The sequence below is a fragment of the Lacrimispora sanguinis genome (assembly GCF_044987295.1).
In the GTDB taxonomy this organism is placed as follows: domain Bacteria; phylum Bacillota; class Clostridia; order Lachnospirales; family Lachnospiraceae; genus Lacrimispora; species Lacrimispora celerecrescens_B.
Genome location: NZ_CP173277.1, coordinates 1,179,996 through 1,199,840 on the forward strand (window position 1 = coordinate 1,179,996; position 19,845 = coordinate 1,199,840).

Annotated in this window: 18 protein-coding genes; 4 read left to right on the top strand and 14 right to left on the bottom strand. The window is 43.8% G+C overall.

Translation table 11 applies throughout. The annotated features are described in order from the left end of the window. Window positions 1-8 precede the first annotated feature (8 nt). Window positions 9-779, top strand: a complete 771-nt coding sequence (locus ACHZES_RS05485; protein WP_395548843.1) for a GNAT family N-acetyltransferase — start codon at window positions 9-11, stop codon at window positions 777-779. 3 nt (window positions 780-782) lie between these two features. On the opposite strand, the gene ACHZES_RS05490 is transcribed toward ACHZES_RS05485, so the two are convergent. The 7 genes from ACHZES_RS05490 to ACHZES_RS05520 form a co-directional block, all read right to left on the bottom strand. Beyond that, on the bottom strand, window positions 783-1,418 hold the full coding sequence (locus ACHZES_RS05490) for an N-acetyltransferase (protein ID WP_038282647.1): 636 nt from the start codon (window positions 1,416-1,418) through the stop codon (window positions 783-785). Between the two features lie 269 nt (window positions 1,419-1,687). Next, window positions 1,688-2,416 carry a YebC/PmpR family DNA-binding transcriptional regulator gene (locus tag ACHZES_RS05495; protein WP_038282650.1) on the bottom strand — a complete coding sequence of 243 codons (729 nt, stop codon included), beginning with the start codon at window positions 2,414-2,416 and terminating at the stop codon, window positions 1,688-1,690. A gap of 160 nt (window positions 2,417-2,576) precedes the next feature. Further along, complete coding sequence (locus tag ACHZES_RS05500; RefSeq protein WP_154527041.1) at window positions 2,577-3,983, bottom strand: hemolysin family protein; 1,407 nt, start codon at window positions 3,981-3,983, stop codon at window positions 2,577-2,579. 96 nt (window positions 3,984-4,079) lie between these two features. Then, the gene (locus ACHZES_RS05505) at window positions 4,080-4,427 is read right to left on the bottom strand and encodes a type II toxin-antitoxin system PemK/MazF family toxin (RefSeq protein ID WP_013272276.1); all 348 of its coding nucleotides are present in this window, start codon (window positions 4,425-4,427) and stop codon (window positions 4,080-4,082) included. A gap of 204 nt (window positions 4,428-4,631) precedes the next feature. After that, window positions 4,632-5,819 (bottom strand): alanine racemase, encoded by a 1,188-nt coding sequence (alr, locus tag ACHZES_RS05510; protein ID WP_395548839.1) that lies wholly within the window; start codon window positions 5,817-5,819, stop codon window positions 4,632-4,634. A gap of 39 nt (window positions 5,820-5,858) precedes the next feature. Continuing rightward, window positions 5,859-7,367 (bottom strand): NAD(P)H-hydrate dehydratase, encoded by a 1,509-nt coding sequence (locus tag ACHZES_RS05515; protein WP_395548838.1) that lies wholly within the window; start codon window positions 7,365-7,367, stop codon window positions 5,859-5,861. 90 nt (window positions 7,368-7,457) lie between these two features. Continuing rightward, the gene (locus ACHZES_RS05520) at window positions 7,458-8,129 is read right to left on the bottom strand and encodes a redox-sensing transcriptional repressor Rex (protein WP_395548837.1); all 672 of its coding nucleotides are present in this window, start codon (window positions 8,127-8,129) and stop codon (window positions 7,458-7,460) included. Between the two features lie 251 nt (window positions 8,130-8,380). Here ACHZES_RS05520 and ACHZES_RS05525 point away from each other — a divergent pair, with 251 nt between their 5' ends. Continuing rightward, entirely contained in the window at window positions 8,381-10,294 is a 1,914-nt protein-coding gene (locus ACHZES_RS05525) for an ABC-F family ATP-binding cassette domain-containing protein (protein WP_395548836.1), read from the top strand. Between the two features lie 48 nt (window positions 10,295-10,342). On the opposite strand, the gene ACHZES_RS05530 is transcribed toward ACHZES_RS05525, so the two are convergent. The 3 genes from ACHZES_RS05530 to ACHZES_RS05540 all read right to left on the bottom strand — a co-directional run bounded on the left by ACHZES_RS05530 (window position 10,343) and on the right by ACHZES_RS05540 (window position 14,529). Further along, window positions 10,343-10,516 carry a hypothetical protein gene (locus tag ACHZES_RS05530; protein WP_166429733.1) on the bottom strand — a complete coding sequence of 58 codons (174 nt, stop codon included), beginning with the start codon at window positions 10,514-10,516 and terminating at the stop codon, window positions 10,343-10,345. Between the two features lie 17 nt (window positions 10,517-10,533). Beyond that, window positions 10,534-13,293 carry a magnesium-translocating P-type ATPase gene (gene mgtA, locus ACHZES_RS05535; RefSeq protein ID WP_395548835.1) on the bottom strand — a complete coding sequence of 920 codons (2,760 nt, stop codon included), beginning with the start codon at window positions 13,291-13,293 and terminating at the stop codon, window positions 10,534-10,536. A 174-nt stretch (window positions 13,294-13,467) separates the two neighbouring features. Further along, window positions 13,468-14,529 (bottom strand): cell wall-binding protein, encoded by a 1,062-nt coding sequence (locus ACHZES_RS05540; protein WP_395548834.1) that lies wholly within the window; start codon window positions 14,527-14,529, stop codon window positions 13,468-13,470. Between the two features lie 173 nt (window positions 14,530-14,702). Here ACHZES_RS05540 and ACHZES_RS05545 point away from each other — a divergent pair, with 173 nt between their 5' ends. Then, on the top strand, window positions 14,703-14,936 hold the full coding sequence (locus ACHZES_RS05545) for a hypothetical protein (protein ID WP_353655274.1): 234 nt from the start codon (window positions 14,703-14,705) through the stop codon (window positions 14,934-14,936). 155 nt (window positions 14,937-15,091) lie between these two features. Here the strand turns inward: ACHZES_RS05545 and ACHZES_RS05550 are convergent, their stop codons facing one another. Beyond that, window positions 15,092-15,907, bottom strand: a complete 816-nt coding sequence (locus tag ACHZES_RS05550) for a MerR family transcriptional regulator (protein WP_395548833.1) — start codon at window positions 15,905-15,907, stop codon at window positions 15,092-15,094. A gap of 145 nt (window positions 15,908-16,052) precedes the next feature. Between ACHZES_RS05550 and ACHZES_RS05555 the strand changes: the two genes are divergently transcribed. Next, on the top strand, window positions 16,053-17,033 hold the full coding sequence (locus ACHZES_RS05555) for a dimethylarginine dimethylaminohydrolase family protein (protein WP_395548832.1): 981 nt from the start codon (window positions 16,053-16,055) through the stop codon (window positions 17,031-17,033). Between the two features lie 185 nt (window positions 17,034-17,218). Here the strand turns inward: ACHZES_RS05555 and ACHZES_RS05560 are convergent, their stop codons facing one another. The 3 genes from ACHZES_RS05560 to ACHZES_RS05570 form a co-directional block, all read right to left on the bottom strand. Further along, a complete protein-coding gene (locus tag ACHZES_RS05560; protein ID WP_395548896.1) occupies window positions 17,219-17,290 on the bottom strand; it encodes a putative holin-like toxin in 72 nt (23 codons plus the stop codon). Window positions 17,291-17,540: 250 nt separating this feature from the next. Further along, complete coding sequence (locus ACHZES_RS05565) at window positions 17,541-18,818, bottom strand: adenylosuccinate synthase (RefSeq protein WP_038282683.1); 1,278 nt, start codon at window positions 18,816-18,818, stop codon at window positions 17,541-17,543. A gap of 100 nt (window positions 18,819-18,918) precedes the next feature. After that, complete coding sequence (locus ACHZES_RS05570) at window positions 18,919-19,812, bottom strand: LysR family transcriptional regulator (RefSeq protein ID WP_038282686.1); 894 nt, start codon at window positions 19,810-19,812, stop codon at window positions 18,919-18,921. Between the last annotated feature and the right edge of the window lie 33 nt (window positions 19,813-19,845).

Below are 19,845 nucleotides of genomic sequence, written 5' to 3' on the forward strand. Positions count from 1 at the left end.
GTCCTGCCATGAATATGATACGAACGAAAGCCCCCAGTGAAACGCAAAACAGCGACTTGCTCCACCTGCAGGAAGCCTGCAAAAAACACGATAATATTTCTCTCACCTTTCCCATGGAAGAAGAATGTATTTTTTACTTATTATACGAAGAAGATAGTCTCTTATCCGCCATTTGTACATTTTTTAATGAAAACGGAGACTATGAATGCAGTGCTTATACCATTCCGGCAAACAGACAGCGGGGATATTTTACCATGCTTCTGGAAGAGCTTTTGAAAGAAACGGGAGACCATGATCTGGTTTTTCCCGCAGAAGAAACCTGCGAAGATACTGTCCTTACCCTTCATGCCATAGGAGCCGATCTTTGGTATCAAGAGTATTTGATGGAGCTTACTTCTTCCGCTTTTCTGAAAACCGGTCTGACAAAGAACAACCGTTTTTATGACTCTCTTACACTCTCTATGACCTGTGATGACGAAAAAGAGCCTTCCCTGTGTACCTTTTTGATAAATGGCAGCCATGTAGGCTCCTGTTACCTGGATTTCAGAGGACAGTCCGCCTCTTATTTTTACGGGTTCGAAATTTCTGAAAGTTTACGGAACCAGGGACTTGGCAGCGCCTGCCTTTCTCTGCTTTTGGATACTTTATTTTTAAGACCCGGTTCTGAAAAAATTAAAAAGCTTATTCTTCAAGTGTCCGGCCAAAACGGCCCTGCCATGGCCTTATATAAAAAGGCAGGCTTCCAAATAACGGAAAGCCTGTCCTATTATATATACTGAACATTATTTTATTTCCCGGATCATACAGTACTGTTTTAAATGAAAACGCTTTTCCACGATACTAAAGACCTTAAAACCGAAATGTTCATAAAACTTTACATTGCTTACATTATGTGTTTCCAGGGAAATCATGAGCCTGTTTTTATCCGCGTAGTCAATGGCTTCCCTTAACAGAAGAGAGGAAATCCCATGATGCTGCATGGCAGGGCGTACAGCCAGATAAATAAGATGCAGACGTTTCTCCTGGTTAAGACGATCCGTCCAGCTGGAATTCAAATACTCCCTTCCCTGTATAAAATTCCAAAATGTTTTTAAAGAAGGGTCCTCCTTGATCAGATAGCCGTCTGTTTTTAAAACAGCGGCTGCTTCTGCCAAATAGTAATGAAAGGCATTATAAGGCTGGGATTCATCGTCCACCACAAGAATCCCATTAATGTCCGGACTGTCGGCATATATTTCACAAGTTTCTAAAAATTCCTCCATATCACATTCAAATAATTCCGGGAGCAGACGGCTCCTGGTCTCCCCGTCAGGGATCAACCTGCAATAAAGCGGATCTCCGGCAAAGCATTCTGTCAGCAGTTCTTTTAATTTCTCTACATCTTCTTTTTTTACCCGGTACAATCGGTCGCTATCCATAATCTTAAACCTCTTCCATTTGCTTTAAACTCCGTACCATTTTTCATGGTGTACTTTCATTTCTCTTCTTCTTTTGCTTGTTTCGTTGCCTGTAATTCCCCCTCCAATATTATATAATATTTTATATAAAAGTTGTACAGCATTTTACTACAAAAAGGGCGGCAAAAAGAGTATGATCGACATTAAAAATTTAACGCAAATCGGTTAAGATATAAAAAGTGAGGAAACCTGCTGTAAAGCTTTTCCTCACTTTGTCTTTTTGTATATGTTTATTCGTTCCAGTTATGATAAGTGGCCTGTACGTCATCCTCCACATCAAGAAGATCCATAATCCGGTTCATCTTCTTAATGGAATCTTCATCCGTCAGTTCCACCCATGTCTGAGGAATCATGGTAACATCTGCTTCCACCATAGTGATGCCTGCAGCCTCTAATGCCTCACGCACGGCACTGAATTCCTCAGGTCCGGTAATTATTTCAAAGCTGTCCTCTTCCTCGGAAAAATCTTCGGCACCTGCCTCAAGAGAAATCATCATCAGCTCATCCGGATCCATCTCACATTCTTCCTTATCAATGATGATCTGGCCTTTTCTATCAAACATAAAGGACACGCAGCCAGGAGTTCCCACATTGCCGCCGCCTTTGGTAAATGCGTTTCTTACGTTTGCTGCAGTCCGGTTCTTGTTGTCTGTCAGCGTATCTACGATGATTGCAACCCCATTGGGACCGTATCCCTCGTATGTAATGGTTTCATAATTAACGGAACCTGCATCGCCGGCTGCTTTTTTAATGCCGCGGTCAATGGTATCGTTGGGCATATTATTGGCTTTCGCCTTTGCGATAATATCACGGAGCCTACTATTGTTTGCAGGGTCTGGTCCGCCTTCTTTCACAGCTACCGCCAATTCTCTTCCGAGAATAGTAAAAATCTTGCCTTTAGCAGCATCGTTTCTCTCTTTTTTGTGTTTAATATTCGCGAACTTTGAATGTCCTGACATTGTACCAACACTCCTTTTCTTTCTCTACTTCATCCTTATAATAACTAATAAGTCAACATCTTTTCCATTTTAGCACTAATTTTTTCATCTTGCAAGAAAAATAATGCACAGCTGCCGATTCCCTCTTTTTTCCTGAGAACAAATGACAGCTGTGCCGATTTTACATTTTTACGTCCGAGAAATCCTCATGAGCATCCATTTTTCTAAGCTCCTGCTCTTCCTCGTGGTCCTCTTCCGGCTGCTCTTTCCGAACCCGGATGGTATGAATGATTTTATTTTCCACACGAAGGATTTTGAAACAATATCCCAGAATAGATACCTCTGTCTCTTCCCCTTCCTGAGGAATCCGGTCCAGCCTGGAAATCAACAAGCCATTAATGGTATCATAGGAGTCATAATCCTCTTCATCAAATTCGATGCCCAAGGCCCTCTCTACTTCTTCCAGGGGAGTCATGCCGTTGATCACATAGGAACCGTCGTCTGAGGGGACAATGTATTCTTCATCCACATCATATTCATCCATGATATTGCCCACAATTTCTTCCAAAATATCTTCCATTGTCACGATACCCGCTGTCTGCCCGTATTCATCCACCACAATCACCATGTGGATCTTTCTGGACTGCATTTCTTTAAACAGAGTATCAATATTCCTGGTTTCCGGAATGAAATGAGCTTCTCTAAGAAGCCCTTCAATCTCCCACAGCTGGCGGGATGCATTCCTTTTATTTTCCACGGCAATAAGAGCATCCTTCATATGAAGGATCCCGATAATGTCATCCACGTCCTTTTTGTAAATCGGATAACGGGAATTATATCCCTCTTTCAGTATGAAATTCACCGCTTCCCGAAGTGTAATCTCGCCGTCCAAAGCGACCAGATTCTTTCGGTGGGTCATAATATCCCCGGCTTCCTTATCATTCAGTTCGAAGATGTTTGTAATCATCTCCGCCTCTCTGGCCTCTAAAACGCCCTGTTCATGGCCCTCGTTCACCATGGACATGATGTCCTCTTCCGTAACGTTCTCATTATCTGATGCCATATCGATTCCCAACAGCTTCAGAACAAAGTAAGCCACCACATTTGCCAGCCAGGTAAAAGGGATAAGAGGTATCATAATGAGGGATACTGCAGGCAGCATACGATAGCCCCATTTTTCAGGATTCTCTGCTGCACAGCGTTTTGGAATAATGATACCAAAGCTGATCAAAAGTACGATCAGTACAATGGAAACCAGCAGCAGGCTAATAAGGGATACCCATTGGCTGGGATAAACCCCGTCTCTTGTCAGGACAGTCCCAAGCCTTGCTCCCAGCTGCTCCAGAACAAAAGCCCCGGTTACCATACCGATTAAATTTGTGGTGATTTGGATAGTATTTACAAACCTGGTCGGTCTGTTTACAATATGTAACAGCTTCCCGGCCTTTTTACTACCCTCCTCCATCTGATGCTCCAGTTCGCTTGTATTCACGTTTTGGATTGCTGATCCAAACCCATAGAAAATAGCGTCCAGCACGATAAAAGCAATAAAAATAATCACGCGTATAAGCGGATTGCCATCGTCCATTCTAAAAATTTACTCCTTTTGTTATTTATCATTCGTATTTTTTTCTCGTAACTATTTAGAAATATATCATTTTATCTGCATTCCGTCAATGGTGAACTATGTATCCAGTTCCAGGCTCACCCTTAATGCACAGTCCACTTCCTGCTGAAGTTCGTCGTCGATATGACAAATCTTTTCTTTCAGCCTCTGCTTATCAATGGTGCGAAGCTGTTCTAAAAGAATCACCGAATCTTTTATCATATCGCATTTTTTTGTATCCAGCTCCACATGGGTTGGAAGCTTTGCCTTATTCATTCTTGATGTAATTGCCGCACAGATCACGGTAGGGCTATGTTTATTGCCTATGTCGTTCTGTATAATTAGAACCGGACGGATTCCGCCCTGCTCAGAGCCTACCACCGGCCTTAGATCAGCATAATAAATGTCTCCACGTCTGATAATCACACTCTCACACTCCGTCAATTATTTAGGAAGTTCGGCTCGCCTAACGCTCACCGAACGGCTAATTTGCAAAATACAGGCTGTATAACCCTTGCCTTCATTCATCAAATTATGCCTAAGTCTAGTATTGACCTTCTTTGACTCGAGTATTCACTTAAGTTTTTCCGCCGCATACCTTATCATATGTTTTGGACATGGAGTTTGTTATCAGCGCTTGCAAAACCCTTCGTAACAATCATTGAAATAATCTTTCTGACCAATGACCAAGCCGTTTTCTATATAAACACGGGGTACCCGTTTGCCTATGTCACAGACGATTTCATAATGGAAGCCGCCTCCGGTCATGGCCAGCTCTTCTACCGTAATCTCTTCCTTTCCCTGCCTGCCAATTAAAATCACCTCATCCTCTTCCTCTGCGTCCTTTATTCCAGTCACATCCACCATAAACTGATCCATGCAAACGCGTCCTAATATTCTGGCACGCTGCCCCCTTATTAACACATCCCCTTTTCCGGAAAGATTTCTAGGATAGCCGTCGCCATATCCTACGGGAATCGTTGCGATCGTCATCTCCCGGTCAGCGGTAAAGGTTCCTCCATAGCTTACGGATGTTCCGGGCTCAATTTTTTTTATGTAGGAAATAAAGCTTTTCAATTCCATGGCAGGCTTTAACCTTACCGTATCCCTGTCAACCTCTCCTGACGGATAAATACCGTAAATGGATATTCCGGCCCGTACTGCATGAAAGTTGGCCCTCTGAATGTCCAGGATCCCGGCGCTGTTGGAACAGTGAAGGACTGGGATGGTGATCCCCCTGTCAGAAAGCATGGTTACGAATGATTGGTACTTTTCTATCTGTTTATCTGTGGCCATCTTATCCTTTTCATCCGCCTTTGCAAAATGAGTGAACAATCCTTCCACTTCAATACCCGGAAGACCGCAGATTTTCACCGCTTCTTCTGCCGCTTCCTCTGTGACCGGATATCCGATCCGGCTCATGCCTGTATCCACCACCAGATGGATCGCCGCCTTTTTTCCAGCCTTCTCGGCCAGAGAGGAAAGACGTTCGGCCCGCTTCAACTGAAATATGGATGAACTGATCCCATATTCGATCAAAAGACTGTATCCTTCATAAGGTACAACGCCAAGGACCAGAATGGGCTTTTTGATCCCGTGTTTTCTTAGAATCACGCCTTCCTCTACGGTGGCCACCGCAAATCCCCACACATAAGAATCTATGGCCCAGGCTACCGGAACCGCTCCGTGGCCGTATCCGTCGGATTTCACAACGCCGATCATCCTGGTCCCTTCCTTTAGATTTGCCTTCATGACCTCCATGTTGTGGCGGATGGCATCTAAATCTACTGTTTCATAAACCCTGCTGTATAACTTCATCACTTGATCTCCTCGTTTATTTCTACAGGCATTTGCTAATTAACGTATTGAATGTATCTCTTCCGTCAGTTCCCTGGCAAGAAGGCTGTGTTCTCCCTGCTTTTCCTTTACCATGTCTCCGGCTCGGCCATGCAGCCATACACCGAAGGCCGCTGCATCAGACTCTTCCAGGCCCAGAGCCAGAAGCCCGGCTATGATCCCGGTCAGCACATCTCCCGAACCGGCCTTTGCCATGGCACTGTTGCCGCTTCCATTGATATAGGTTCTCTGGTCTTTTAAGGCCCCAATGGTCACCGCATCCTTTAACACGCAGGTGATACCAAAACGGTCCGCATATTCTCTGGCAGTAGTAATCAGCTGTTTCTGTATGGTTTCTACCGCGCTTCCTGTAAGCCTTGCCATTTCTCCCAAATGAGGGGTCACAATGATGTTTTCCGTGAAATAGCTGGTCAGCTCAGGGTTTGAAGCAATGGTGCCCAGACCATCAGCATCCAGAACAATGGGAACATAGGCATTTGCAAGGACTTCCTCTACCAGATTTCTCACATAGCCTTCCTGTCCAAGCCCCGGCCCCAGAACAATGGCGGTGGCCCACTCGCACTGCTTTACTAACAGCTCTTTAAATCTTTCAGTCCCTGCTTCTGCCTCCCCGGCTTCATAAGTGGTAATGATGGCTTCCGGAAGTCCGGTTTGAAGGATGGTCCGGTTTTCTTCCACTGTAAATATTTTCACCAGGCCTGCTCCTGTCCGATAAGCGGCCAGTGCGCTTAAATAGGCAGCCCCGCTCATGTTCTTCGATCCGGCTACCACAAGTACCTTTCCGAAGCTCCCTTTATTGGAATAGGCCGGGCGCTTTGGCAGCTGTTTCACATCCTCCGGATCCAGGGTAAAATATTCTGTCTTAAGACGTTCTAAGCTCTCTCCTGGAAAACCGATGTCAGCCACAAGTACCTTTCCGCTGTATTCCTTTCCGGGATACAGCATGGTTCCCAGCTTTTCATAACCGAAGGTGACGGTTATGTCTGCCTTTAGGGCAATACCCATGATCTGACCCGAATCAGAATGAATGCCTGAAGGGATATCCACGGCCACAGTAAATTTCGGTTGGCAGCGGCGGATTGTCTCCAGGATCTCCCGGTATCTTCCAAGAATCTCCCGGTCCAGCCCCACGCCGAGAAGTGCATCAATGAGAATATCGCAGGTACCAGGAATGAGATCAGAAAAACCTGCCAGATTAACACCCGTATGTTCTGCAATGGAAACCTGAGTCAGATATTCACTGCTTCCCTTTTCTTTTCCGGCCACCAGTAAGGCAAAAACCTTATATCCTTTTAAATGCAGCATTCTGGCAGCCGCAACTCCATCCGCACCATTATTGCCGTTTCCGCACAAAACCCATATCCGGTCCGTTTTCTGCCCATGCTTCATCACTTCTTCCGCAACCGCAAGGGCGGCCCGTTCCATTAGCACCAGAGAGGGAATGCCTATATTCTCTATGGTGTAGCGGTCCACCTGCTTCATCTGTCCTCCTGTAACCAGATATCTCATATATCTTCCACCTTTCCGTTTTCCTTAAACCCTGTCTATAGAAAAACTACCGGCAGCGAAGAGACTTCCCTTCACCTGCCGGCAGGCATGTTACTCCATTATTCCAGATTGTCTGTTTCTTTCTTCCTCACTATCCTGTATACTGCATACCCGGTAAGATAACCGCATCAGGCTTTCCGATAGATGGACATTCTCCACAACCACATCTTCCGGCACACTTAAATCCGTATGGGCAAAATTCCAGATCGCCTTGATTCCTGCCTTTACAAGGCGGTCTGCAATCTCCGGTGCCTTGGTCTTTGGAATGGTTAGAGCTGCGATCTGGACATCATTATCTTTTACGAACTGCTCCAGATCATCTACGCTGCGGATCTCAATCCCGCGAACCACAAGGCCGATCAGACGCGGATTAATATCAAACATTCCTTTGATGAGGAAGCCACGCTTTTCAAAATTTGCATAATTGGCAATTGCCTGTCCTAAATTTCCAGCGCCTATGATAATGATATTATGCTGCCTGTCTATTCCCAATATCTTCCCGATCTCTGCATATAAATATTTTACATTATAACCATAGCCCTGCTGGCCGAATCCGCCGAAATTATTCAAATCCTGGCGGATCTGAGAAGCGGTCACTTTCATTCGTACACTTAAATCATTGGAGGAAATACGTTCTACTCCATCTTCTAGTAATTCGCCCAGATACCGGTAATATCTCGGAAGCCTGGTAATCACTGCTTTGGAAATTTCTTTCTCTGACACTTCTTCACCTTCTTTAACTTAATCTAACTAATATTATTATAACTGCGTGACAAAATAATGTCAAACGGGTTTTATCATTGTATCCTTGAAAAAAGGAAGGACCTATATTATACTAATTCTGTTGCCTTACATTCATACTGGAAGAAAAACCCTTCGGATATACTTATATGCCCTAAATACAGGCAGGAAAGAGGAAATACCCCAGGGTATACCTTTATGCCATAGATCAGGCAGGAAAGAGGAAATAAAACATGATTCTGTCATGCAATAACATAAGCAAAGCATTTGGAAGCAATCAAGTGATCAAGCATGCTTCCTTCCATATAGAAGACCATGAAAAAGCTGCTATTGTAGGGATCAACGGCGCCGGAAAATCCACGTTATTAAAAATCATCATCGGAGAGCTCCCAGCCGATGAAGGAGACGTAGTTGTTTCCAAAGGGAAATCCATCGGCTATCTGGCGCAGCACCAGGATTTGTCCGAAGACCGGACCGTTTATGAAGAAGTCTTAGAGACCAAGCGTCCTGTCATGGAGATGGAAGCAAAGATCCGGCGGCTTGAAGTGGATATGAAGCACGTCACAGGAGAAGAACTGGAAGCCATGCTTACCACCTACAGCCGGCTTAACCACGAATTTGAGCTGATAAACGGATATGCCTATCAAAGCGAAGTAACAGGAGTATTGAAAGGTCTTGGCTTTACAGAAGAAGAATTCCATAAACCTGTTAAGTCATTATCCGGCGGCCAGAAAACCCGGGTGTCCTTAGGACGGCTCCTTCTCACTAAGCCGGACATCATCCTTCTCGACGAGCCCACCAACCATCTGGATATGGATTCCATTGCTTGGTTGGAAGGATATTTAATCAATTATGACGGCAGCGTAATCATCGTAGCCCATGACCGCTATTTCCTTGACCGGGTGGTCACGAAAATTATGGAACTGGATAACGGCCTTATGAGCGTTTATCAGGGAAACTACACCGATTACAGCGGAAAGCGGGCTATGATCCGGGATGCCCAGATGAAAGCATATTTAAACCAGCAACAGGAAATCAAGCATCAGGAAGAGGTTATCGCCAAATTAAAGTCTTTTAACCGGGAAAAGTCCATCAAGCGGGCGGAAAGCCGGGAAAAGATGCTGGATAAAATTGAAGTTCTGGAAAAACCAACGGAAATAAATGATGAGATGCGGATCCGTCTGGAACCCAATATCATCAGTGGAAACGATGTCCTCACTGTTCGCGGGCTAGGGAAGGCCTTCCCCCAGAACCAGCTCTTTGATAACGTTAATTTCGAAATCAAACGAGGGGAACGAGTAGCGATCATCGGCGGCAACGGAACCGGAAAAACCACCATTCTTAAGATATTAAACGGCATATTAGAACCGGATGAAGGGGAAATCTCCTTAGGCTCCAAGGTACATATCGGTTATTATGACCAGGAGCATCAGGTGCTTAATATGGAAAAGACCTTATTTGATGAACTGCAGGACACCTACCCTTCCATGAACAACACCCAGATTCGGAACATCCTTGCTGCTTTTTTATTTACCGGAGACGATGTGTTCAAGCGGGTAAAAGACTTAAGCGGCGGCGAACGGGGCCGGGTATCCCTGGCAAAGCTGATGCTTTCGGAAGCCAACTTCCTCATACTGGATGAGCCTACCAACCACTTGGATATTACCTCAAAGGAGATTTTGGAGGATGCCCTGGTCAATTATACGGGTACCATTCTGTACGTGTCCCATGACCGTTATTTCATTAACAAAACCGCAACCAGGATCCTGGATTTAACCAATCAGACCCTGATCAATTACATCGGTAATTATGATTACTATCTGGAAAAGAAAGAGATCATGACCAGCTTATACACAGCCCCTCTTTCTGCAAAGGCTGTTTCCCCGGAGGAAATCTCCGAGACCAAGCTGGACTGGAAGGCGCAAAAAGAAGAACAGGCCCGTCTTCGCAAACGCCAGAATGATTTAAAGAAAACAGAGGATGAGATCCACCAATTAGAAACCAGAGACGGAGAAATTGATGAATTACTCGGTAAGGAAGAGATTTTTACTAATGTCTCAAAGTTAATGGAGCTTAATAAAGAAAAGGAAACCATACGGCTGCGGCTGGAAGAGCTATATGAGCTGTGGGAAGATCTGGCTGAATAAAATGAGAGAGCGAAGCTGTCCTTTGTAAAAAGGGCAGCTTTCCTCATCCTACTTATCTCCTGATGTGTTATCATCGTCCCTTTTCGGTTTTATTCCCCAGAATACAACATTCATTACAATCACAATGAGCGCACAGAGGGACATCGAAACCCAAAAGCCCATGTCAATGCCCAGCCACTGCGTTGTACCAAAAAGCTTTAACCAAATATTGGCCCAATTCATCACAAATCTCCTTTCTTTTAGAGAAGATCACCGTAATACCGTACATATGCCTTTTTCAGGCTTGTAGCCAGCACCATGTACAATAGAATACACGGGATCAGGTACGCAAAGTATGCGGAAGGCAGCGGAATAAATCCCAGATCCCGTCCAAAAGCGGTAAATGGGATAATGGTCAGCACCGCAATGCCTGCAAAGGTAAGCAGTGTTAACGAAGCAGAGGCACGGCTTTGGATGAACGGGAGCTTCGGCGTACGAATCATGTGGATTACCAGGGTCTGGCTCCACATGGATTCTACAAACCAACCGGCTTGAAACAATGCCACATAATTCGTCTGAATCCGCAGCAATTCCGCACCGGAAAAATGATTTGCCAGGTCGTTATACAAAAAACCATGGGACACAAACAACGGGCAAAAAACAAAATACATGAACGCATAGGTAGTCCAGTCGAAGATAGAGCTGGTAGGTCCGAGCCAAAGCATAAAATTTCCAACAGAAGACGCATCCCATTTGCGGGGTTCTTTCAGAAACTCCTTATCGACGTTGTCCCAGGGGATTGCAGTACAGGATAAATCATAAATCAGGTTAAGAAAGATTAACTGCAAGCTCATCATAGGCAGAAATGGAAGTAAAGCTGATGCCGCCAGCACCGAGAACATGTTGCCAAAATTGGAGGAGGCTGTCATCTTGATATATTTATTCATATTGGCATAGGTCTTACGCCCTTCGATAATACCTTCCTCCAAAACCATTAAGTCTTTTTCCAAAAGAATGATATCGGCGGATTCCTTTGCAATGTCTACTGCGTTATCCACGGAAATGCCGATATCGGCAGATTTCATCGCGGCCGCATCGTTGATTCCATCACCCATGAAGCCTACGATGTGCCCACTGTTACGAAGGACGGTGACGATACGGGTTTTCTGATCCGGTGAAAGCTTTGCAAACACAGCGGTGTGTTCCGCCGCCTCTGCCAGAGCAGAATCATCCATCTTGTCAATATCAGAGCCTAACAGCAGGTTATTAACCTGAAGTCCTACCCGTTTGCATATAAAGCGGGTTACCTTGTCATTGTCACCAGTCAAAATCTTGGTTGTAATTCCATACTCCTTGAGAACTTTAATCGCCTCTTGTACGGATTCCTTCGGCGGATCCAGAAAAGCCAGATACCCGATCAGAACCATGTTATGTTCGTCTTTTACTCCGAAAGCACCGACTGGGGAGGGGTTGGTTTTTTGTGCAACAGCGATAACCCGCATCCCATCTTCATTCAGGCGGTCTACTGTCTGAAGAATATTGGTTTTAATCTCTTCCGTAAGCGGTTCTACCTTTCCCTGATATTCGGCAAAAGAACAGATTGAGAGCATTTCCTCTACTGCTCCTTTCGTAACCATCTGAGTCTTGCCGGTTTTATCACTGACCACTGTGGAAAGACGGCGGCGGGTGAAATCAAAGGGGATCTCATCTACCTTTGTATAGGTCTCTGACAAATCGATCAGTCTTGAGTCGGAGGCTTCTTCTTCCTCTGTCTTTCGGATGATAGCCACATCCATTAGATTCTTGTAACCTGTCTGAAAATAACTATTTAAGTAAGCATGGCGAAGTACACGGGTGTCTCTGTTTCCCATTACATCCATGGAATATTCCAATACCACACGCTCCTGGGTCAATGTACCGGTTTTGTCCGTACAAAGAATATCGATCGCTCCAAAATTCTGGATGGAGTTTAAATTCTTTACGATTGTCTTTTTCTTGGACATAGATACGGCACCTTTGGCCAAACAGGTCGTTACAATCATCGGCAGCATTTCAGGAGTTAAGCCGACCGCGATGGAGATGCCGAAGAGGAATGCTGCTATCCAGTCACCTTTGGTAATCCCGTTGATCACAAATACAACAGGAACCATAACAAACATAAACCGGATGAGAACCCACGACACGGCATTCACACCCTTGGTAAAGTTAGTCTCAACAGCTTCACCGGCAACCGAAGAAGCCATGGAGCCAAACAAGGTATCGTCACCCACGGAGATAATAACTGCGGTAGCTCTGCCGCTGATTACGTTGCTGCCCATAAATGCGATATTCGAATACTCTGTAGTCGCATTTACTTCATCCTTACCAACGACCGCAAATTTTTCCACAGGCTCGCTTTCGCCTGTTAAGGCCGACTGGCTGATAAACAGATCCTTCGCCTCAATAATTCTTACATCCGCAGGTATCATATCACCGGCAGAAAGATGGATGATATCACCGACCACCGCTTCGACAAGTGGAATCTCCTGTTTCTTTTCTTCCTCTCGGTCAACCGTACAGGTTGTGGTGATCATCCCTAAAAGTTTTTCGGCAGCATTGCCGGAGCGGGATTCCTGAACAAAGCGCAACGCGCCGGAAATCACCACCATAGTCATAATAATAATAACCGTAAGTGGATCCGCATCCTCCGGAATACCTCGCACCACCGGCAGAATAATATCTGTGATTGTTGATACAATGGCAAGGCAAAACAAAATTGCTGTAAAGGGGTTGATAAACGCTTCCGCCAGTCTTTGGGGCATTGTCTTTTTCTTTTCGTGGGTTACTTTATTTTCCCCATAGGCATTGCGGCTTGCAATGACCTCTTTTTCAGAAAGTCCCTCCAGAGAGGCATTGAATTTTTGTAAAACAGTCTCAATTTTATTATCTGCAGCAAAAGCAATGATTTCGTTGGCTTTTTCTCTTCGCGTGAAGCCCTCTGAGATCTTTCTTGCTCTCGCTCTTTTTTGTTTCTTATTCACAAGTCTATACCTCCTAAATTGTACCTTGACGGACTCCATCTATTTTGCCCCTTTTTATAGTAAATTATAATATTACGGAGCTGTCAGGGTTTTGGGCAAGAAAAAAAGCCGCAGGACTTAAAAATCCTACGGCAATATCATTAAACTAAAAACATTCAAATGGGAATTTCTCTTTTATGTATACAATATCCTTTTTAGTATTTCCGTCACCCGAGGGGCATCTTCTTCCATCTCTCCCCTGGTATAGGAGCTCCCCACATAAGCTGCCACCAGCTTTCCAAAATAAAACCTGATATCATTGGAAAAATAATCTGGAATGTACACGAAATCCTCCACCGAATCCATGCTCATTAGCAGATCTGTAGCATCCTGGCTGGTGCTGCCATAACAGCCGGAGGCATATCCAATATATTCCCCAAAAGCTGCCGTCAGCTCCTCCGCCTGGCAGATTTTGATTTTTTTATAATTCGTATCCAGTTTATAGCATACATAATAAATACCGCTTTCCGTCATAGGCGCAGAAAAATACTTTTTTCCGGGATAGTAGATGATCTCCCAGCCCTGATCCTTAAATTTCCTGATCCAATCCCTGGGAATATTCTTTGCAGCCTCTGTAAAGGCATCTTTCACCTCAGAAGACACGGATGCGGAAGTTTTCTTTCCATCAATACTAATATCGAAATCCTTATTTCTCTGGCCATTTTCATCCATGAAGAAAAGACCTACATATTGATTTGCAGCCATCTGCCCATTATCAAAGAAATAATATCGTTTTCCTGCTACGTTTTTATAGCCGGAAGAAGCCATTTCACCCTTTGTGGAAAACCAGTACCAGCTTCCGTTTGTCCCCTGATACCAGCCCTTTTGGGCAGTGCCGTCTTCATTATAATAATGCCACTTCTCTTCATCGTCGTTGTAACACCAGCCAAGCTGCAGTTCACCCGTTTCAGAAAAGCAGTAGTCCATTCCGCCGATTCTTGTCCAATCAGAAGCCATGTACCCCTCATTGTCAAAGTAATACCAATAACCGTTAATCTCTTCCCAACGGTATTTCTTGAATTCTCCTGCGGCATTGACATATTTCCAGCCGCCTGAGTCTTGCTGCCACTGCCAGTCCGATACTATTGTCTGCTGGTTTTCGCCCTCTCCCTGTATCTTCTCTTCCGCTGCCATGGAAGTCATCATGCTTCCTATGATGAGAATGATACTTGCCGCCGCTATCCATCGTTTCCTCAAGAGTTATGCACTCCTTCCAGGCCTTCCATATTTTATAATATATTACTATATTTTCATAGAAAAGTACAGGTTTCAAATTTAAAGTTTTTATTAACAATGAAAAGCCCTCCTTCCTATTTTCTCATTTATAGGCTATAATTATAAAAAAATTAACAGAAAGGGAGGTGATACTTGTGAAATGGAAGCGTATTCTGGCTATGACCGGAGTAGTACTCATTCTCTCCATGTATGTGATAGCTATCATATCCGCCTTTTCCCATAATCCGGAAGCAAAAAACTGGCTGATGGCCGCTATTTTCTCTTCTGTCATCATCCCCATCTTTGTCTATGCCGCTCAGCTTGTCGCCCGAGTAATCAGGCCGAATAAAGATGAACCGGATACAGCCGGCAAAAAAAACGAAGCATAAGTTAATGAAAACAGGAAGCGCATACACTCTTTTAGCAATCCTCCAATAAGGATATTTACAATACGCTTACCAGGAATAGTAAATAACTTTACTGGAGAATTTGCTTTATGCGTAAATGGAACCATATTCGCAACCGCAATTCTCAACCATAATTCTCAATCGACTTGAATCGCAATCTGAATGATGTAATCTGAAGGATCCTCTGCTGCTAAATAACTAAGAATCTCTTGCTCATAAGCATCGCCGATTATGCTCAGACGATTTTCTTTTATATAGTTTACTAACGCCACATAGGACTTTGGCAGCATATCATATCCGCCTTTATGATTTATAACCGCATATTTGCCTTTAGGTTTTACATGCACCTTTTCCCCTTTTTGCTTTTTTAATAATTTATTAAAAAAGAACTCCGGCTTATGATAGATCCCCCGTTCCAAATGATCTTTGCCGATAATAATGCCAGACGGGTAGGTGTACTCGATATGGTGATCTGCACAATAGTCAAAATGTTCCCCCATTTTTTTCACGTCTTCTTTTTCAATCCCCTCCGGAGATAAAGCCACCGTAATCAAATATTCCTCCTCAAATTCCTGTATAAACGGAACATCACAAACTACCTGCAGTGCATTTTTTGTCATATCATAGATCGTCTGCAGCAATCGTTCCATCCGCTCAATCTTTTTTTGCTCTAAAGCTAACTGTTTTTTCTTCTGCTTCAAAACAGAAAGGAACCGGGTGGGACTTTTATGATCCAAATATTCTTTTATCTCACTTAACGGAGTTCCTGCTTCCTGTAAGGTAACAATAATATCAAAAGTGGAAAATTGCTTCAAAGAATAAAATCGGTACCCTTTCTCATTCACGTATTCTGGTTTTAAAATGCCGATATCATCATAATGAAACAGCGTATGTTTGGACACTCCGCAGGCTTTTGCAAATTCACTGGTCGTTAGATATTGATTTTTTGACACTTTTTTATTCCTCCTATTGACTATCGGGTTACCCGATACCTTATAATGTCATGATGCAGGGAGATTGTCAATGATATTCTTTCCTGAGTGAAATAATATGAAATGGTTCAAAATAATGAGATAATCTTGAAGGGAATGGTTTTGTATGGAAACAAACAGAATAAAAGTAAAAAGTGAATTTGCTCCTTTAAAAAAAGTGGTTCTAACCCAATCCGAATTTATCTTTCCGGCCCGGGATGAAAACTTTAAAGATGATGCATTTCTTTCAAAGGAAAGTTTAAGCCTGCTTGATGGCGTTGATACTGCAGCAAAGAACTATAAAGAGGTTTTCCCTGAGCGCCAAAGAAAATGGGAAAACGAACGGGAAAACTTAAAAAAGGTCCTTGAGAAATATGGAGTGGAAGTTGTACGTCCGCGATTGCTGACAGACTACGAAAAAGAATCCGGCAGAGAGTTCGGCTCCTGTAATTTCTTTGTACGTGATCCTTTCTTTACGGTTGGTCCCTCCATTATTGAAGGATCGTTACGTTTCTTCCATCGTAGAAATGAAGTTCTGCCAATCAGAGATATTCTTGTTAATGAAGCTTACAGCACGGGAGCCTTCTATGTTTCTGTGCCAAGACCTGATAGTTCAGAAGGTATTGATGCCGAGCAGGGTCCTTTTTTGGAAGGCGGAGATGTTTTGGTTTTAGATAAAACGGTTTTCGTGGGGAATTCTGGGTTAGCCTCTAATCATAATGGTTATCTATGGCTTCAATCATTTTTATCCCATTTTGGCTATGAAGTGATTGAGGTTCCGTTAAAGCAGGATGTACTGCATTTGGATTGTGCTTTAAGCCTTGTAAGAGACGGACTGATGATTATTTGTGAGGAGGCCCTTATAAATGGAATTCCTAAAGCCCTAAAGGATTGGGATAAAATCTCTGTCCCTTATAAAGATATCGCCTATTTGGCGGTGAATGGACTTCCGGTCAATGAGTCTACGTATATTTTAGATCCTCAATTCGAATATATTGCGGAGCAGTTAAAGACGAGAGGTATAACTGTGGAGTATATTGATTTTGAAATATCCAGGAGCTTGGGAGGTTCCTTTCGATGCAGTACACAGCCGCTTGTGAGGGTATAGTGACTGAGAACTCTTTTACGGATATAACCAGGTATTTTGCTGAAATGACTTGAATTTGGAAAGATAATTGACTATAATAGAAATATAAAAGAAAGCACCCACTCCAAAAGTGGATGCTCTAAAGGTTAATGCTTAAATGTCCTTACGGACACCGCCTACCCTGTTGGCAGACAGGGTGGGCATTTTTATTTTCTCTTGTTTCTCTTATCGAGAAAGGCAAGAAACGCTACAATCAAGCTACCAAAAGATATTAACAAAGCTAATATCTCGATGAAAATCGTAATGACTTCATATGCTGTCGTGAGTGCTTTCCTGAATTTATTTTATCATGAGAACTGATGTTCTTCAAACATAAAATATATATATTTGTACGATTTTTCCACTATGACAAGTTAAATCTTTCTGCTCTAATGCCATCGCCATAATTTTTATTGAATAAATATAAGCAGAGACAGTAGAATATTAATCCTACTGCTCTGCTTAGAATAGTTATTATTTTTTTGATAATCATTTACGAAAAATAATCTCGTCCCTTCCCGGCCCATTGGAAACCATGGATATGGGCGTTTCGATTTCTTTCTCTATGAATTCAATATAATTCCTGCAGTTCTCCGGAAGATCCTCGTAATTCTTAATTCCCCTGATCTCACACTTCCAGCCTGGAAGGCTTTTATATACTGGTTTTGCTCTGTTCAGCTCTACAGTTGTAGGGAAATCTCTGGTAACCTTTCCGTCGATCTCATAGCCCACACATACTTGAAGTTCGTCAAGATATCCCAGCACATCAAGAACGGTGAGGGCAACCTCTGTAGACCCCTGAATCCGGCATCCGTACCTGGATGCAACAGCGTCAAACCAGCCCATACGTCTTGGCCGTCCGGTAGTTGCGCCGTATTCGCCGCCGTCTCCGCCACGCCTTCTCAGCTCATCTGCCTCATCTCCGAATAGTTCGCTGACAAATGCACCAGCCCCAACGGCACTGGAATAGGCTTTTACCACTGTGGTAATGTTCTTAATCTCATAGGGCGGAATGCCCGCACCAATAGCACCGTAGGCCGCAAGTGTTGAGGAAGATGTAACCATAGGATAAATACCATGGTCAGGATCCTTTAGAGAGCCCAGCTGGCCTTCCAAAAGAATGTTCTTACCCGCTTTGATGGCCTCATGAAGGTATTTGGACACATCACATACATATGGCTTCACCATCTCACGGTATTCTAAGAGAGTCTCAAACAGTTCCTGGGGGTCCATGGCCGGCTTGTGATAGAGATGCTCCATTAAAACATTCTTTGTTTCACAAACCCGGTCAACCTTTTCCTTTAAAGATTCTTCGTCAAAAAGCTCGCTGACCTGGAATCCGATCTTTGCATATTTATCTGAATAAAATGGAGCAATCCCTGATTTCGTGGAACCAAATGACTTTTTGCCAAGGCGTTCCTCCTCATACTGGTCAAACAGAATGTGATATGGCATCAGGATCTGGGCACGGTCTGAAACCAGAATGTCAGGCTTCGGAACACCCTTGCTTACGAGATCCTCAATTTCCTTTACCAGGAACGGAATATTTAGTGCCACACCATTGCCAATGACGCTGGTAGTATGATGATAGAATACGCCTGAGGGCAGAAGGTGAAGTGCGAATTTTCCATAGTTGTTGATGATCGTGTGTCCGGCATTGCTGCCTCCCTGATAGCGGATGATGATATCCGATTCCTTTGCCAGCATATCCGTGATCTTACCTTTTCCTTCGTCGCCCCAATTGGCGCCTACGATTGCTCTTACCATATGATTGCTCCTCCTTCGAGTGAAAAATGCCATTTACCTACTTATGATAACGCATAACTGCGCATAAGTAAAATTAATATTATTTATATTTTACATAAGTTTAAATTATATCATCTGTCATCAGCTGTAAAAGGCGCTTCCCTGCCGGAGATACGGGTGTTTTGACGTCAGTGACAATGGTAAAATGGCGTTTGGGCATTTCTTCCCGGAACTTAAGCTCCACAAGATTCCCTTTTTCCAACTCCATCTGCGCAAATCCCGACATCACACAGCCTATTCCAAGATTCCGCATGGCGAACTGAACGATCATGTCACTGGTGGAAAGCTCAAACTCCGGCTCTACCACAATCCCATGGCCTGCTAGATATTCATCCATAAACGTTCTTGTACTGGTATTCTTTTCAAGAAATATGCAAGGCAGTTCTTTCAAGATATCGTAATCCAGCTCCTGATCCTTTAAGTAACGGAACTTATCCCCCGCTACAAACACGTTCTTTATTTCCTTTACATCGGTCCGCATGACCTCGCTCTTTGCCTCAAAGGGAGTGCTGACTACTCCGAAATCAATGTTACCGTCGTATAAATACCGAAGCGTCTCAGGTGTAGGCCCATTGGAAACGATTACCTTGATACCAGGATACAGCTCATGGAACTTCTCTAAATAGGGCAATAAATAAAACTGAAGCGTCATATCACTGGCTCCGATCCGCACTTCGCCCGTATCCAGATCTTTTAGCCTGTTTAACATACTTTCTCCATGCCAGATGTTTTCTAAACCTGATTTTACATATCCGTAAAAAAATTCCCCCTCCCGGGTCAGACGAACCCCTTTGGAAGTCCGCAGAAAAAGCTGGCTGTCCAGAGCCTTTTCCAGCTGCCTTACCGCCTGGCTCACGGCAGGCTGGGATATACACAGCTTCTCTGCCGCCAGAGTGATGCTTTTAAGCTGGGCCACATAATAAAACACTTTGTAATATTCCAAATTACTGCTCATGACTTCCTCCTAATGTGAAAAATCAAAAAAACA